Annotated in this window: 16 protein-coding genes; 7 read left to right on the top strand and 9 right to left on the bottom strand. The window is 69.6% G+C overall.

Annotation, left to right across the window (positions count from 1 at the left end):
• Positions 1-14: 14 nt before the first annotated feature.
• Complete coding sequence (locus J2Y46_RS11955) at positions 15-371, top strand: nuclear transport factor 2 family protein (protein WP_310242554.1); 357 nt, start codon at positions 15-17, stop codon at positions 369-371.
• 40 nt (positions 372-411) lie between these two features.
• Here the strand turns inward: J2Y46_RS11955 and J2Y46_RS11950 are convergent, their stop codons facing one another.
• The 6 genes from J2Y46_RS11950 to J2Y46_RS11925 form a co-directional block, all read right to left on the bottom strand.
• Positions 412-1,389 carry a zinc-binding dehydrogenase gene (locus J2Y46_RS11950; RefSeq protein ID WP_310242553.1) on the bottom strand — a complete coding sequence of 326 codons (978 nt, stop codon included), beginning with the start codon at positions 1,387-1,389 and terminating at the stop codon, positions 412-414.
• Between the two features lie 219 nt (positions 1,390-1,608).
• Positions 1,609-2,367, bottom strand: coding sequence for an SDR family oxidoreductase (locus J2Y46_RS11945; RefSeq protein ID WP_310242552.1), 759 nt, complete (start codon positions 2,365-2,367; stop codon positions 1,609-1,611).
• An 83-nt stretch (positions 2,368-2,450) separates the two neighbouring features.
• Positions 2,451-2,864: a hypothetical protein gene (locus tag J2Y46_RS11940; RefSeq protein ID WP_310242551.1), complete on the bottom strand. Its 414-nt coding sequence runs from the start codon at positions 2,862-2,864 to the stop codon at positions 2,451-2,453.
• Positions 2,861-3,766: an RNA polymerase sigma-70 factor gene (locus J2Y46_RS11935; protein WP_157005345.1), complete on the bottom strand. Its 906-nt coding sequence runs from the start codon at positions 3,764-3,766 to the stop codon at positions 2,861-2,863. The genes J2Y46_RS11940 and J2Y46_RS11935 overlap by 4 nt, the downstream gene beginning before the upstream one ends.
• Positions 3,767-3,792: 26 nt before the next feature.
• Complete coding sequence (locus J2Y46_RS11930) at positions 3,793-4,587, bottom strand: NmrA family NAD(P)-binding protein (RefSeq protein WP_310242547.1); 795 nt, start codon at positions 4,585-4,587, stop codon at positions 3,793-3,795.
• Positions 4,588-4,686: 99 nt separating this feature from the next.
• Positions 4,687-5,094, bottom strand: coding sequence for a VOC family protein (locus J2Y46_RS11925; protein ID WP_310242546.1), 408 nt, complete (start codon positions 5,092-5,094; stop codon positions 4,687-4,689).
• Positions 5,095-5,214: 120 nt separating this feature from the next.
• Here J2Y46_RS11925 and J2Y46_RS11920 point away from each other — a divergent pair, with 120 nt between their 5' ends.
• Both J2Y46_RS11920 and J2Y46_RS11915 read left to right on the top strand, forming a co-directional pair.
• Positions 5,215-5,955: an alpha/beta hydrolase gene (locus tag J2Y46_RS11920; protein WP_310242544.1), complete on the top strand. Its 741-nt coding sequence runs from the start codon at positions 5,215-5,217 to the stop codon at positions 5,953-5,955.
• A 140-nt stretch (positions 5,956-6,095) separates the two neighbouring features.
• The gene (locus tag J2Y46_RS11915) at positions 6,096-6,446 is read left to right on the top strand and encodes a LysR family transcriptional regulator (protein WP_310242542.1); all 351 of its coding nucleotides are present in this window, start codon (positions 6,096-6,098) and stop codon (positions 6,444-6,446) included.
• Positions 6,447-6,456: 10 nt separating this feature from the next.
• On the opposite strand, the gene J2Y46_RS11910 is transcribed toward J2Y46_RS11915, so the two are convergent.
• Together J2Y46_RS11910 and J2Y46_RS11905 are read right to left on the bottom strand one after the other, a co-directional pair.
• A complete protein-coding gene (locus tag J2Y46_RS11910; RefSeq protein WP_310242540.1) occupies positions 6,457-8,121 on the bottom strand; it encodes an ABC-F family ATP-binding cassette domain-containing protein in 1,665 nt (554 codons plus the stop codon).
• A gap of 66 nt (positions 8,122-8,187) precedes the next feature.
• The gene (locus J2Y46_RS11905) at positions 8,188-8,556 is read right to left on the bottom strand and encodes a VOC family protein (RefSeq protein WP_045296914.1); all 369 of its coding nucleotides are present in this window, start codon (positions 8,554-8,556) and stop codon (positions 8,188-8,190) included.
• 152 nt (positions 8,557-8,708) lie between these two features.
• Between J2Y46_RS11905 and J2Y46_RS11900 the strand changes: the two genes are divergently transcribed.
• Positions 8,709-9,263 (top strand): hypothetical protein, encoded by a 555-nt coding sequence (locus J2Y46_RS11900; protein WP_310242538.1) that lies wholly within the window; start codon positions 8,709-8,711, stop codon positions 9,261-9,263.
• Positions 9,264-9,580: 317 nt separating this feature from the next.
• On the top strand, positions 9,581-10,480 hold the full coding sequence (locus J2Y46_RS11895; protein ID WP_310242537.1) for a patatin-like phospholipase family protein: 900 nt from the start codon (positions 9,581-9,583) through the stop codon (positions 10,478-10,480).
• Here the strand turns inward: J2Y46_RS11895 and J2Y46_RS11890 are convergent.
• On the bottom strand, positions 10,473-11,687 hold the full coding sequence (locus J2Y46_RS11890) for an ROK family protein (RefSeq protein ID WP_310242535.1): 1,215 nt from the start codon (positions 11,685-11,687) through the stop codon (positions 10,473-10,475). The genes J2Y46_RS11895 and J2Y46_RS11890 overlap by 8 nt on opposite strands.
• 82 nt (positions 11,688-11,769) lie before the next feature.
• On the opposite strand from J2Y46_RS11890, the gene J2Y46_RS11885 reads away from it, so the two are divergent.
• Both J2Y46_RS11885 and J2Y46_RS11880 read left to right on the top strand, forming a co-directional pair.
• A complete protein-coding gene (locus J2Y46_RS11885; protein ID WP_396653178.1) occupies positions 11,770-13,074 on the top strand; it encodes an ABC transporter substrate-binding protein in 1,305 nt (434 codons plus the stop codon).
• Between the two features lie 22 nt (positions 13,075-13,096).
• Entirely contained in the window at positions 13,097-14,029 is a 933-nt protein-coding gene (locus J2Y46_RS11880; RefSeq protein ID WP_396653177.1) for a carbohydrate ABC transporter permease, read from the top strand.
• Positions 14,030-14,059: the final 30 nt, after the last annotated feature.

Here is a 14,059-nt window from a genome sequence, read left to right as displayed (position 1 = left end):
CGGTTCGACGATCCATGAGCACAGTCGCAGAACTCCTCCGTCTGAACCTCCACGGCGTCTTCGGGAACCGGGATGCCGCCCAACGACGCGAGGCTGCCGCTCGCGCCTACTCCCCCGGGGTGGTGCTGACGGACCCCGAAGGAACGGTCGTCGGCCCCGAGGCGGTCCTCTCCAGCGCGGAACGGCTGCTGAAGGACGCGCCCGAGGAGTTCGTGCTCGTCGAGGACGGACCGGCCTACATCTCGGAGACGACCGGGGTGCTGCCGTGGGCGTTCGGCCCTGCCGGCGCGCCCGCCGTGCGGGGCCTCGATCTCATCACCGTCGACGACGGCGCGATCACGTCGCTGACCGTCCTGCTGGCCGAAGCCTGAATCCGCGTGGGCCGCGCCGCCGCGGCCCACGCGCACACGCTCAGAACCGCAGCAGCACCTTGCCTGCGCGGCCGGGCACGGCGCTCGCGGCCGCTGCCGCGCGCGCCTGCTCGAACGGGAACACCTCGTCGACCGGCAGCGACACCTCACCCGACCCGATGCGCTGCACCAGTTCGGCGAACAGCGCACCGCGGGTGGCGGCATCCATCGTCTGGCTCACTTTGCTGCCCCAGAAGCCCTTGACCGTCGCCTGCTTGAAGATGAGGTCACCCGCCGACAGCTGCAGCGTGCTCGAGCCCATCGATCCGAACGACACCAGGGTGCCGCCCTCGCCGAGCAGCGAGAGCAGGTCGCCGGCAGCTTCGCCGCCGACCGAGTCCACCGCCGCGCGCGGAGCGTTCTCGCCGAGGATCTGCGCTGCCCGCTCCCGCCAGTCATCCGACGCGGTGGACACGACATCGCGGATGCCGAGCGCGGCCAGTTCGTCGACCCCCGCGTCGCGGCGCACCAGACCGAGAACGTGCACCCCACGCGCCGCGGCGAACTGGGCGACGAGCTTGCCGACGGCGCCGTTGGCCGTGTTCTGCACGATCCAGTCGCCCGGTTCCACGTCCAGGAAGTCGAGCAGGCTCAGCGCGCTGAACGGCATCGAGATCAGCTGCGCCGCCGTCTCGTCGCTGACGGCGTCGGGGACGGGTACCAGCCCGGCCGCCTTGGCGACGAAGTACTCGCTCCACACGCCGAATGTGCCGCCGGTGGCGACCCGCTGCCCGACCCTCAGGGAATCGACCCCCTCGCCGAGCGCGTCCACGACACCGACGGCCTCGGTCCCGGAAGCGGCGGGCAGCTCGGGCTTGTAGCCGTATGTGCCGCGGATCGTCCAGAGGTCGTGGTTGTGGATCGGCGAGAGGACCGTCCGCACCCGCACCTGCCCAGGACCCGGCTCCGGCAGAGGTCGCTCCGCGACCTCCAGAACCTCGGTCGGGTCGCCGAAAGCGGAATGGATGAGTGCGCGCACGGTGGTGCTCCTTGGTATGTCTCGGACCGCGGGTGCGCGGTCCGAGAAGGTAAAGCCGCACGCCGGCCGCTCGCATTCCCCGACTCAGCGGCAACCCGGTGTGCGACCAAGCACGCCCCGGTCCGAACAGCGCTCACCCGATTCCGCTTCCCGACCACCCTCCTCAACGGCGCAGGGGTCCGCGTGCTTTCCGCACGCGGACCCCTGCGCCTCCTGCGATCAGCTGCGGGGCGGGTTCGCCGGCAGCCACTCCTCGAGAGTCGTCTCGAACAGCTGAACCCCGGCCACGGGCATGAGCGTGCGCTCCTGCATCCGCGCACCGAAGTAGGGCGCCTCGGCGTCCGTCACGACCTCACGCGGATCCCCGCGGAAGGTGAGGCCGCGACGCACCATCTCGTCGAGTCCCATGACCTCGGGGCCGGCGATCTCGACGTCGGCGTTCAGCGGCGCTCCGGCGGCGGTACGCGCCACGGCGGTCGCGACATCCTCCGCGGCGATCGGCTGCACGAGGTTGCCCGGCAGGTGGATCGCGTCACCGTTGCCGGACACCCCCGCGATGCCGGTGATGAACTCGAAGAACTGCGTCGCGTGCAGGATCGAGTACGGGATGCCCGAGTCGCGGATCAGCTCCTCCTGCGCGGTCTTCGCCGCGAAGTACGAGATCGTGTTCGGACGGTTCGTGCCCACCACGGTGAGTGCGACGAAGTGCCCGACGCCCGCCTCGCGCGCTCCCGCGATGAGGTTCCGCGTCGACGTCGTGAAGAACTCCATCACGTCCGCCGGCGCGAACGACGGCGAGTTCGACACGTCGACCACGACATCCGCACCCTGCAGAACTTCGGCGAGGCCCTCGCCCGTGATGGTGTTGACACCGGAGTTCGGCGATGCCGCAACGGCCTCGTGGCCGTGCTCGGTGAGTTTCGCGACGACCTTCGCGCCGATGAGCCCGGATCCTCCGATGACGACGATCTTTGCCATGATGTGCCTTTCGTTCAGGGAGCGCGTGGAGCGGCGCTCACCAGCTAGGACCGTCCTCACCGCCGATCTGTGACAGCCCTGACTCAGCAACTCCAGCGCGTGAGCTTCTCGGGGTTCGAGACGAGCCACGCCTCGAGAATCAGGCGCCCCCGCACGCAGACACTGAGCACCCCGGTCACCCGGCCCTCCTCGCAGACGACGATCCCCGGCACTCCGTTCACCGACTCCACGCGCAGCGACACCACCCCGTCCAGCAGCAGGCCGCGGAGGTACCCGCCGACGTCCGGCGCGCCCTCGAGTGCGGCGGCCGGCGCTGCCACGACCCCGCCGCCGTCGACCGTGAGAACCACGCCCGGGTGCAGCATCCTCGTCAATCCACGGGAGTCAGCCTGCTCGGCGACGGCGACCAGCGCCCTCACGACGCGCTCGTGCTGGGCGGCGTTCGTGCTCGAGCGTCGCGCAGAGCGGTGCAGCCACGAGCCGAGCCGCCCGGTCACGCCCCGACCTGGGCGACGTGCCCGAGCTTTTCAGGGCTCATCACCCAGAGGAGGCGCCGGATGCCGTCTTCCGCCGCTGTGACAGTGACGAGGGTGGTGACCTCCCCATCCTCCGACAGGGTGGCTGCGGGTCGGCCGTTGACCTCCACCCAGCCGATCTGCTTGCCGGTCCAGAAATGGCTCGAGAACGCGGCCACGAACTTGGCGACGCGACCTCGCCCGGCCACCGGGACGCGCGCGGCGAGCTTGAAGCCGTTGCCATCGGTGTAGCTGACGACGTCCTCGGCGAACAGTCGCTCGAGATCGCCCACGTCGCCTTTCTGCGCGGCAACCAGGAACGCCTCCAGCAGGCGCCGCTGCTCCGCTGCGGCCACCTCCGCCTTCCGCGCCGACTCGAGGTGCCTGCGGGCGCGACTGACCAGCTGACGGGCGCTCGCGACGGTGGCTCCGATGACGTCGGCGATCCGCTCGTAGGGGTAGTCGAGCGCTTCGCGGAGGATGTACGCGGCCCGCTCGGTGGGCGTCAGCTTCTCGAGCACGAGCAGGATCGCGTACTGCAGGGCCTCGCCGCGCTCCGCGCCGAGCGCGGGGTCGGCGTCGGTGTTGACCGGCTCGGGCAGCCACGGCCCGATGTACGTCTCACGGCGTGCATGCGCCGACTGCGTGGCGTTGATGGAGAGACGGGTCGCGACCGTCGCGAGGAACGCGCCCGGCTCGCGGACCTCGGCACGGTCGGCGTTCTGCCAGCGGATCCACGTCTCCTGGACGATGTCTTCGGCGTCGGCCACGGTGCCGAGCATCCGATACGCGATGCCGAAGATGCGCCGGCGGTGCTCGTCGAAGACGGTGACCGCGAGCGCGATGTCGTCCGGATCGATCACAGGTTCCGTGCGTTCGCCCATTGCCTCCGCCGCTCCCGTCGCCGCGCTCAGCGTACGCCCGCCGCGGACGGCAGCAGCGCGTCGCCGGCCTCGCCGGCAGAGATCCGCCAGTCGTGGAATCGCGTCGGCGCGATGACGGCGCCCGCTCCGGGCAGCAGCTCGAACCGGTCGAGCTGCGCGCCGAAGTAGGTCGCGAGCGGGTCGGCGACGACCTCGCGCTCGTCGCGACGGAACCGGAGCTCGCGCTGCGCGAGGTAGCCGAGCTCGAAGACCTCGGGTCCCGCGTGCTCTGTGATCCCGCCGGTGGGTCGCGCGAGTGCGGCGCGGGCCACCGCCGCGGCCACGTCGCCGGCGGCCATGGGCTGGATGAGGGCGTCGGGGACGTGTGCGATCCCGCTGCGGGTCGCGGCATCCGTGATGCTGCGGATGAATTCGAAGAACTGCGTCGCGTGGACGATCGAATACGGGCGACCGGACGCCGTCAGCAGGCGCTCCTGCTCGGCTTTCGCCTGGAAGTAGCCGCCCTCGGAGCGGGCGAGCCGGTCGGTGCCGACGACCGACAGCACGACGTGGTGCGCCACCCCGGCGGCGGCGCCGTACGTGAGGAGGTTCAGGGTCGACCCGTAGAAGAACTCGCGGGCGCCGGCCTCGTCCGTGTATGACGAATTCGACACGTCGACAAGGGTCTCGACTCCGCCGAGGGCGTGCTCCAGCCCTTCGCCGGTGAAGGAGTTCACGCCCACCGCTCGGGCCACGACGACGACGTCGTGGCCCGTGGCTTCGAGCGCGGTGACGACCCTCGAGCCGATCAGTCCGGTTCCTCCGATGACAGCGATCCTCATGTCGAACCCTCTCTGCTCCGTCGCGCGCGGAACGCGCGCGTCACAGCTGAGACCGGATGACGCGGCGTTCTGTGACAGGTCCGCGAACCATCTGCGGGATCAGCCGGGCGCGGTCTTCGGAGGGTTGTGCATGAACTCGATGCGGATGCCGTTGTCGTCCTCGAGGAAGGACGCGTAGTAGCGCTCGTTGAACCGCGGGTACGGCTTGGGATCGCGCACCGCGCTCCATCCCGCGGCGAGCGCGATGGCGTGGAGCCGATCGACGTCGCCACGGGAGTCCACGGCGAACGCCAGATGCTGCCAGCCGACCGAGCCGTGGACATGGGGGCCGGTCCCGGGCTCCCGCGCGGGGAAGAGGATCAGTTCCGTCTCATCCTCGACGTACCACGAGACCCCGTTGTCACCGTCGGTGCGTTCCATGCCCAGCGCCGTGAGCACGGGATCGAACTGAGCGACCGCGCGGGGAAGGTCTTCCACGGTGATGCCGAGGTGATCGAGGAGGGGCATCGGCCCAGTCTCCTCGATGCCAGAGGCTTCCGCTTCGATCGACGCGGCCCATGTCACAAGTCCAGGACCTGCCCGGTCCAAGCTCACAAGACCGCAAAACCCCCTCGAAAGGAACTCGACATGACCGCTCAGAAGCCCACCATCGTCCTCGTCCATGGCGCCTTCGCCGAGTCGTCATCGTGGAACGGAGTCATCGCCCAGCTGCAGCAGCACGACGTCCGCGCGATCGCGGTCGCCAACCCGCTGCGGAGCCTCGCCGGCGACGCGGCGTACGTCCGCGACGTCCTTGCGTCGATCGAGGGGCCCGTCGTCCTCGTCGGCCACTCGTACGGCGGGCTCGTCATCACCGAGGCGGCCGCGGGCAGCGAGGCCGTCGTCGGACTCGTCTACGTCGCGGCGTTCGTCCCCGAGACCGGGCAGAGCGCGTTCGAGCTGTCGAACAGCGCGCCCGGAGGCACGCTCGGCGACGCGCTCACGGCGTACCCGGTGTCGAGCGGCGGCGACGAACTCGCCATCCGCCCCGAGCTGTTCCACCACCAGTTCGCCGCCGATGTCTCGCCCGAGGTCGCCGCGCTGATGGCCGCGACCCAGCGCCCGGTCACGCAGGCTGCGCTGTCGGAGGGCCTCCCGACCGATCGGCCGGCCTGGCGCGACATCCCGTCGTGGCACGTCTTCGGCGATCAGGACCTCAACATCCCCGTCGCCGTGCACCGAGCCGGCGCTGAGCGTGCGGGCTCGCGGGGCATCCTCGAGGTCGCCGGCGCGTCGCACGCGATCGCGGTGTCGCAGCCGGCCGCCGTGGCCGCGACCATCGCGGAAGCCGGCAAGGGCTACGTGGCTTCTCGGGAGATCGCCGCGTGACGGACCGGCGGCGCCCCGGACGATGGTCCGATCGCCGGGGCGTCGCCTCCACGGCGCACCACGGAACCGGCGTGCGAATCGCAGTCACACCGGTCGCTGCGGCAGACTTGATCTGTCCCTCGGTGCACGGAAGGTCGCCAGTGAAGATCAGTGAGCTGCAGCGCTTCGTCGCCATCGTCGACCAGGACCTGCATGTTCCGCGTGCCGCCGATGCGCTGGGGGTTCCGTTGGCGTCGCTGTACTCGACGATCGACAAGCTCGAAGCAGAGGTCGGGCACCCGCTCTTCACCCGCAGCAAGCCGAGCTGGTCGCTGACCCCCGCGGGCGCGCTCCTGCTCGACGAGGCCAGGACTCGGATCGCGCAAGCCCCCACTCCTGTCACCGCACCGAAGGCTCCCGGGGGCGGCAAGGCGAAGGCCTCCAAGGGCAAGGGCCGAGCGCCCATCGTGAAAGGCCAGCCGAAGCCGTACAAGAAGCGCCAGGGGCGCTAACGGGTCGCGGCTACAGCTCGGTGACGCGCCCGGCGTCGACGCGCCAGTGGCGGTCGAGGTCGACGGCGTCGAGCATCCGCCGATCGTGCGTCACCAGCAGCAGCGTCCCGCGATACGAGTCGAGCGCCTGCTCGAGCTGCTCTATCGCGGGCAGATCGAGGTGGTTGGTCGGCTCGTCGAGCACCAGCACGTTGACGCCACGTGCCTGCAGGAGCGCCAGCGCGGCTCTCGTGCGTTCACCCGGCGAGAGCTCATCGACCGGTCGGCCGACGTGATCCGCTTTCAGGCCGAACTTGGCGAGCAGGGTCCGCACCTCGCCGGACTCCATGTCCGGCACGAGCTCTCCGAATGCCGCCACGAGCGGCTGTGACCCCACCAACAGCGACCGGGCCTGGTCGATCTCCCCGATCTCGACGTTCACCCCGAGGCTCGCCGCGCCCGCGTCCGGCGCCTGCCGGCCGAGCAGAGCCCGCAGCAGCGTGGACTTGCCCGCGCCGTTGTGCCCCGTGATGCCGATCCGCTCTCCCGCGTTGACCTGCAGCGACACCGGTCCGAGTGTGAACGAGCCCTGCTCGAAGACCGCCGAGCTCAATGTCGACACGACCGTGCTCGAGCGCGGCGCCGTGCCGATCGTGAATTCGAGCTGCCACTCCTTTCGCGGCTCCTCGACCTCTTCCAGGCGCGCGATGCGGCTCTCCATCTGCCGTACCTTCTGCGCCTGCTTCTCGCTGGACTCGGTATTCGCCTTGCGCCGGATCTTGTCGTTGTCGGGAGACTTCTTCATCGCGTTGCGCACGCCTTGGCTCGACCATTCCCGCTGCGTGCGCGCCCGGGCCACGAGATCGGCCTTCTTCTCGGCGAACTCGTCGTACTTCTCCCGCGCATGCCGACGAAGCGTCGCACGCTCCTCGAGGTACGCGTCATAACCCCCGCCGTAGACGCGGTTGGAATGCTGTGCGAGGTCGAGCTCGAGCACGCGCGTGACGCAGCGCGCGAGGAACTCTCGGTCGTGACTGACCAGCACGACACCGCCGCGGATGCCGCGCACGAACGACTCGAGCCGCTCGAGCCCGTCCAGGTCGAGGTCGTTCGTAGGTTCGTCGAGCAGAACGATGTCGAACCGCGAGAGCAGCAGAGCGGCGAGCCCGACCCGGGCGGCCTGCCCGCCCGACAGCCCGGTCATCGTCGCCCGGTCCGCAGGCGTGCCGCCGAGATGGAGCCCCAGATCGGCGAGCACAGCGGGCAGCCGCTCGTCGAGGTCGGCGGCGCCGCTGGCCAGCCAGCGGTCGAGCGCGATCGAGTACATGTCGGCGGGGTCGGCGCCGTCCGACGCGAGCCCGGGGTCGGCGAGCGCTGCGGCCGCGGCATCCATGTCCCTCGTCGCCTGCGTGCACCCCGTTCGACGAGCGATGTATTCGGCGACGGTCTCGCCCTCGACGCGTTCGTGCTCCTGCGGAAGCCAGCCGACGAAGGCGTCGGCTGGCGAGAGCGAGATGGTGCCGGCCTGCGGTTCGTAGATGCCGCCGAGCAGGCGCAGCAGCGTCGACTTGCCGGCTCCGTTCGCGCCCACCACGCCGACCACGTCACCGGGCGCGACGGTCAGGTCGAGCGAGTCGAACAGGGTGCGGTGGCCGTATCCGCCGGCCACGCCGCGTGCCACGAGTGTTGCGGTCATCTGCCAATCCTCTCAGCGCCGATGGGCCGCGCGGACCCGTCGGATGCCGCGACGCCGGCCTCCGGTTCACGCTGGGGCGTTGAGGCCGATCCGGTTGCCCTCGCTGTCCTCGATGTAGGCGTAGACGCCGCGACCGCCCGTGATCTCCGTCTTTGGCACGAGGATGCCCCCGCCCGCCGGCTCGACCCGCGCCAGCCACTCGTCGATCGAAGGACCTGCGTCGAAGTAGACGCGCGACCCGAAATGCGACGGCTTGTCTTCCGGGGCTGCGAACAGGCATCCCGCCGCGCCCCCCTCCGCCGCGGCGAAGACGGCGGTCTCCTTGTCGGGGCCGACAGGGAGCCGGATGAGCTTCTCTCCGGTGAGCGCTTGATAGAACGCGATCGCTCGCGTCATGTCGGTGACGGGGATGTCGAACCACACGACTCTGGACATTGCTCGGTCCTCCTTCGGACGTCAGGCCAGGCGGGCTGACAGCACGATCCTCTCGCGGTATCAGGACAGATACCGTCCGCGAAGCGATGTCCGTCGGTAGCGATCATCTTGTGCGCACTGACGTCCGGGTCTACCGTCACGCCCAAGGGGAGATGCCGGTGCTCGCCTGGGGTCGATGGGTCGTGTTGCTGGGGGCGGTGCTGCTTCTGGCCGGCTGCAGTGCGCCCTCTCCCGCGAGTGCGCCCGGGCCGATCTCCCCACGGGAGGTGCCAGCGCCTCCGACCGCCGAACAGGCGACACCGCCTCGATCGGATCCCGCCGGCTCGGCCCTCGTCACGATCGACCCGATCGGATTCGGCCTTCGGCCCGGCATCGGCTCGCATCGCCTGGTGGCGTGGGCGACGCAGTACTGCGAAGCGGCCGGGCTGTCGCCCTGCGCGGACATCGCCGATCGTGCCGAGCCCCTCTGCATCGAGCGATGGGACTGTCACCCGGCCCTGCTGGTGCCTTTCAGAGAGGGAACCGCCGCGTTCCTGTCGGGCGGACGGTTCACCTCGCCGGTGGTCTACGCCGTGTGGCTTTCGGAGAACCCGATGGTCGCCGCGGCCGGCGGCAGCCGGGACCTCCTCGAGTCGTACCTGCTCGCCGTCGGCGTGTGCCCGGACCAGAGAGGCGGCTATCCGCGCGGGCCGGACTGCCCCGCGTAGAGGGAGGCCGCCGCGGGTTCGCAGTACGGGGCAGCGCACCACCTCCAGTCGATGAACCACTGAATCCCCGCGCATACGGTGACGGGCGAGACGCCCGAGATCATCGACCGGCGCCTGCGCGCGATCGCAGCCGCCGATCGGGCGCCTTGCGGCCGACCTGTCCTCGTGCGAGGCTTGCCCGCGATCGTGATCGACGACGGGAGGTGAGACCCATGAACGCGGTATCCCCATGGGGTGTGCTCCCCCGCAGCGCACGATCGGACGGCAGAGATAGCCGGACGGGAGCCCCTGAGACGCAATCGCGAAAGGCGACTCCCATGAACTCAGCAACCTCAGCTCACCCCGACCCGCGTCGGGCACTCGTCCTCGGCGGCGGCGGATCGGCGGGCAACGCCTGGCTGATCGGCGTCATCGCCGGCCTCTCCGAAGCTGGGCTGGACGTCACTGATGCCGACCTCATCGTCGGAACCTCGGCCGGATCCACCGCCGCGGCACAGGTCACCAGCACCACCCCGGCCGAACTGTTCGCTGCGACGATCGCCCCGGTGATCCAGGGCCCTGCCGGCCCACGCCCTCGTGCTGCCGGGCCCAGCCTGCAGTCGCGTCACCTGGACCGGATGAAGGCGATCATCGCGGCCGCATCGGACGCGGACGACTGGCGCCGCAAGATGGGCCGGGAACTCGAGACGGATGCCGCGGCCGCCACTTCCGCGCAATGGCGCGCGACCGTCGCGGCGCGGTTCCCGACAGCACTCTGGCCACGGCAGCGGATCGTCGTCACCGCCGTGGACGCGCACAGCGGCCAGCCCGTCGCGTTCGATCGCGACAGCGGGATCGACCTCGTGGACGCGGTCGCGGCGAGCTGCGCCGGCGGTTTCGCCTATGGCATCGGCGACGCCCGGTACATCGACGGCGGCTACCGATCCAACGCGGACAACGCGGATCTCGCGGCCGGACACGATCGTGTGCTGGTGCTGTCGCCCCTCGGCGGCCGATCCTTCACCCCCGTGGAATGGGGCACCCACCTGGCCACCCAGGTCGACCTCTTGCGCGCACAGGGAAGCAGCGTCGAGACGGTCTTTCCCGACGCCGCATCGCTGACCGCGTTCGGCGACAACATGATGAACCCGCTGACCCGCCCCTCCGCGGCCCGGGCAGGGTACGAGCAGGCCCGTACCGTCGCCGATCGGCTGAGCGAGTTCTGGCGCGTCAGCTAGCCGCCGCGAACCGGGGCAGATCGAGCGCACCCGTGCGCGCCGCGTCGACGGCGGCGCGCACGGCTCCGACCGAAACGATGTCGGCGCCCAGGTCGGACGCGACGATCTCGGGGGCGGGCAGGTCCAGCTCCTGCGGCAGCGCGTCGAGTGCCGCGTCGATCAGCGGTGCTGCGCCGGCGGCGACGGCGCCCGACACGATGATCCGCCGGGAGTCGAAGAGGCTCCCCAGGACGCCGGCGATGACGGCGAGCGTCTCTCCCACCTGCCGCGCGACGACCACCGCGCCCGCGTCCCCTTCCGCGGCGAGCGCGAGAACGGTCTTGGCGTCGATCTGGGCGGAGTCCAGTGCACGCAGCGCACTCGACGACGGCAGCGAGCCCTTCGCCACCGCACGACGTGCCAACTCGGCCACCCGGTGTCCGAGCCCCCACGCCCCTTCGACGCCCGCGACGTGGTCGAAGGCGACCATCTCGGCGGCGCCGCCATGCGCACCCCGCAGCAGCGTCCCGTCGACCCAGACCCCCGCGCCGAGCCGCTCGCCCGCGAGCAGCGTCACGAAGTCGTCGTAGCCGACGGCCGCACCGACCGCCCGCTCCGCGACCGCAGCCAGGGATGCGTCGTTCTCGACCCGCACGATCGGAACCCATTCGCCGAAGAGCTCGCCGAACGATGGGTTCATCCGGCGCCAGAAGTCATCGCGATGAGAGGGCGACGACCCGTTCCGGTCCACGGGCGCCGGAACACCGACGCACAGCGCGACAACGTCGGTTCGGGTGATCCCAGCGGCCGCCAGCGCATCATCGACCACACGCGCAGCGTCGCGACGACGGTCTTCGGGCGAATCCTGGGGCGCATCGGCTGACAGATGGCGCACCACCCGCGTGGCGCCCCGCAGATCCGCGACGGTCGCCGTGAGGCGGGCGCGACCGGCGTCCAGCCCGACCACGCACCCGGTGTCCGCGCGAAAGGCGAACCGCCGAGCGGGTCTCCCCTTCTGGTACTCCCCCACCGCACGGGCATTCGGCAGCTCCGCGAGAAGGCCGCGCTCGACGAGTTCATCGATGACGTCGATGGCGGTCGACCGCGTGAGCCCGACGTGTTCGATCACGTCCGAGGCTGTGAGCGCCTCGGCGTCCCAAGCGAAGCCGAGGACGGCGTCCAGGCTCGCGCGACGCAGTGCCGTCGGGGTGAGCAGCGATTGTGACATCGAGGTCTTGACCTTTCACGCGTTCCTCAGCATTATGGTCCACGACAACTTGATTCGGCGAGTAAATCTACTCTTCGAACCAATGAAGTCCCACAACCCACGGAAAAAGGACAACGACGTGCCTGCAGCATCCGTCTTCCTCCGCCGCGCGAGCGCGGCGGGCGCCGTCATCGCGATCCTCGGCACCTCCCTGGTCGCCTGCTCCGGCGCATCGACCGGGCCGGCCGAGGTGAGGTTCCATCTCAGCAAGCCCGAGGCGATCCCCTACTTCCGCGATCTCATCAAGGAGTACAACGCGAGCCAGGACGAGGTCGAGGTCGTCTTCGACACGTCATCGAACCTGCAGGCCGGCTTCCTGCGCGGCAACCCGCCGGACCTCGGACTGCTCAACTACAACATGGAAATGGCGCGCTTCATGGAGCGCGGCGCCCTCAGCGACCTGAGCGACATGCCCGAGGCCGACCGCATCCTCCCTGAGGTGCAGGATCTGGTCGACCAGTACGCCACCTACCCCGGGCGCACGAGCGTGCTGCCGTACTCGGTGATGGCGGCGTCCGTCATCTACAACAAGCAGATCTTCGAAGAAGAGGGTCTCGAGGTCCCCACCACGTGGGACGAGCTCGTCGAGGTCTGCGACGCGCTGAAGGCGGCGGGCATCACGCCGTTCTACGCCACCTTCAAGGACCCGTGGACCGTCGGGCAGGGATGGTTCGACTACGCCGTCGGCGGTGAGGTCGACGTCGCCTCGTTCTACGACGAGATGAACGAGCTCGGCACCGAGGTCGGCCCGGACTCGCCGGTGTCGTTCGAGAGGACCCTCGCCGACCCCGTCGAGCGGATGACGCAGCTCACGAGCGAGTACACGAACGCGGATGCCGCGAGCCGGGGCTACGGTGACGGCAACCTCGCCTTCGCGAAGGGTGAGGCGGCGATGTACCTCCAGGGGCCGTGGGCGTTCGGCGAGATCGACAAGACGAACCCCGACCTCGACCTCGGCACGTTCCCGCTGCCGATGACCGACGACCCCGATGACAACAAGGTGCGGGTCAACATCGACCTCGCCGCGTGGATCCCCGAGGCATCCGATCAGAAGCAGGGTGCGCGCGACTTCCTGAGCTACCTGTTCCGCAAGGAAGTGATGGACGAGTACAACGCCGCGTTCCTCGGCTACGGCACCACCACCGACTCTGCACCGGTCACCGACGAGCGCATCCTCGGCATGAAGAAGTACTACGACTCCGCGAAGTTCTACCAGGGCGCCTCGAAGGCGATCCCGCTGACCATCCCCACCGACAACTACATGCAGGGCATCGTGACCGGGTCCGACATCGAGAGCACACTGCGCACCCTCGACGCCGACTGGGCTCGGCTGGCACTGCGCCAATAGCAGACACGAAGGGAACGCACTCATGGCAACCACCACGGCTACCCTCACGGTGCCCAAGGCGGGCAGGCGCTCCGGCGCGGCGACGATGCCGCGCACGCGCCGACGCGTCGAAGGGGTCTACTACCTCTTCCTGCTCCCCGCCCTCATCCTGTTCACCCTCGCGATCACGATCCCGGCGGTCATCGGCATCTTCTTCAGCTTCACCGACTCGATCGGGTTCGGCGACTGGGAGTTCGTCGGACTCATCAACTACGTGGCCGTCTTCACCGACCCGGCGATCCTGCAGAGCTATCTGTTCACCTTCGGCTTCGCTGCCGTCACCGTCATCGTCGTGAACGTGCTGGCATTCCTGCTCGCGGTCGGGCTCGTCTCGCGCGTGCGGCTGAAGGCCGGACTGCGGGCGATCTTCGTGATCCCGATGGTGATCTCGGGCATCATCATCGCCTACGTCTTCAACTTCCTGTTCTCCAACTCCGTGCCCGCGCTCGGGCAGGCGTGGGGCGTCCCATGGCTCAGCGAGAGCATCCTCGCGAATCCGGATCTCGCGTGGATCGCGATCGTGATCGTCACGGCGTGGCAGGCGATCCCCGGTACGCTCCTCATCTACGTCGCCGGCCTCCTGTCCATCCCGGGCGACGTGTACGAAGCGGCCGACATCGACGGCGCCGGCAAGATGCAACAGCTCCTGCGGATCACGCTGCCACTGGTCGCGGGGTACGTCGTGATCAACGTCATCCTCGGCTTCAAGAACTTCCTGAACGCGTACGACATCATCGTCGGCCTCACCAACGGCGGTCCCGGCACCGCCACCCGCAGCATCGCAATGACGATCTTCACCGGCTTCTCGGGTGGCGACTACGCCTACCAGATGGCCAACGCGACGATCTTCTTCGTCATCGCGCTGATCCTCTCCCTCCTCCAACTCCGTCTCACTCGCGGAAGGAACGTGTTCTGATGACCACGCAAGCAGCCCTCGCCGTCGAGG

This window comes from Microbacterium sp. BE35 (genome assembly GCF_031457705.1).
In the GTDB taxonomy this organism is placed as follows: domain Bacteria; phylum Actinomycetota; class Actinomycetes; order Actinomycetales; family Microbacteriaceae; genus Microbacterium; species Microbacterium trichothecenolyticum.
This window is presented reverse-complemented; position numbering and strand designations above follow the sequence as displayed.

What these genes read in the sequence shown, in the direction of transcription:
- J2Y46_RS11930 (WP_310242547.1), bottom strand. Translation starts at nt 4,587, where the DNA reads ATGAGGATCGCTGTCATCGGAGGAACCGGACTGATCGGCTCGAGGGTC.
- J2Y46_RS11955 (WP_310242554.1), top strand. Translation starts at nt 15, where the DNA reads ATGAGCACAGTCGCAGAACTCCTCCGTCTGAACCTCCACGGCGTCTTC.
- J2Y46_RS11895 (WP_310242537.1), top strand. Translation starts at nt 9,581, where the DNA reads ATGAACTCAGCAACCTCAGCTCACCCCGACCCGCGTCGGGCACTCGTC.
- J2Y46_RS11935 (WP_157005345.1), bottom strand. Translation starts at nt 3,766, where the DNA reads ATGGGCGAACGCACGGAACCTGTGATCGATCCGGACGACATCGCGCTC.
- J2Y46_RS11880 (WP_396653177.1), top strand. Translation starts at nt 13,097, where the DNA reads ATGGCAACCACCACGGCTACCCTCACGGTGCCCAAGGCGGGCAGGCGC.
- J2Y46_RS11885 (WP_396653178.1), top strand. Translation starts at nt 11,770, where the DNA reads ATGAAGTCCCACAACCCACGGAAAAAGGACAACGACGTGCCTGCAGCA.
- J2Y46_RS11925 (WP_310242546.1), bottom strand. Translation starts at nt 5,094, where the DNA reads ATGCCCCTCCTCGATCACCTCGGCATCACCGTGGAAGACCTTCCCCGC.
- J2Y46_RS11900 (WP_310242538.1), top strand. Translation starts at nt 8,709, where the DNA reads ATGCCGGTGCTCGCCTGGGGTCGATGGGTCGTGTTGCTGGGGGCGGTG.
- J2Y46_RS11920 (WP_310242544.1), top strand. Translation starts at nt 5,215, where the DNA reads ATGACCGCTCAGAAGCCCACCATCGTCCTCGTCCATGGCGCCTTCGCC.
- J2Y46_RS11910 (WP_310242540.1), bottom strand. Translation starts at nt 8,121, where the DNA reads ATGACCGCAACACTCGTGGCACGCGGCGTGGCCGGCGGATACGGCCAC.
- J2Y46_RS11945 (WP_310242552.1), bottom strand. Translation starts at nt 2,367, where the DNA reads ATGGCAAAGATCGTCGTCATCGGAGGATCCGGGCTCATCGGCGCGAAG.
- J2Y46_RS11905 (WP_045296914.1), bottom strand. Translation starts at nt 8,556, where the DNA reads ATGTCCAGAGTCGTGTGGTTCGACATCCCCGTCACCGACATGACGCGA.
- J2Y46_RS11890 (WP_310242535.1), bottom strand. Translation starts at nt 11,687, where the DNA reads ATGTCACAATCGCTGCTCACCCCGACGGCACTGCGTCGCGCGAGCCTG.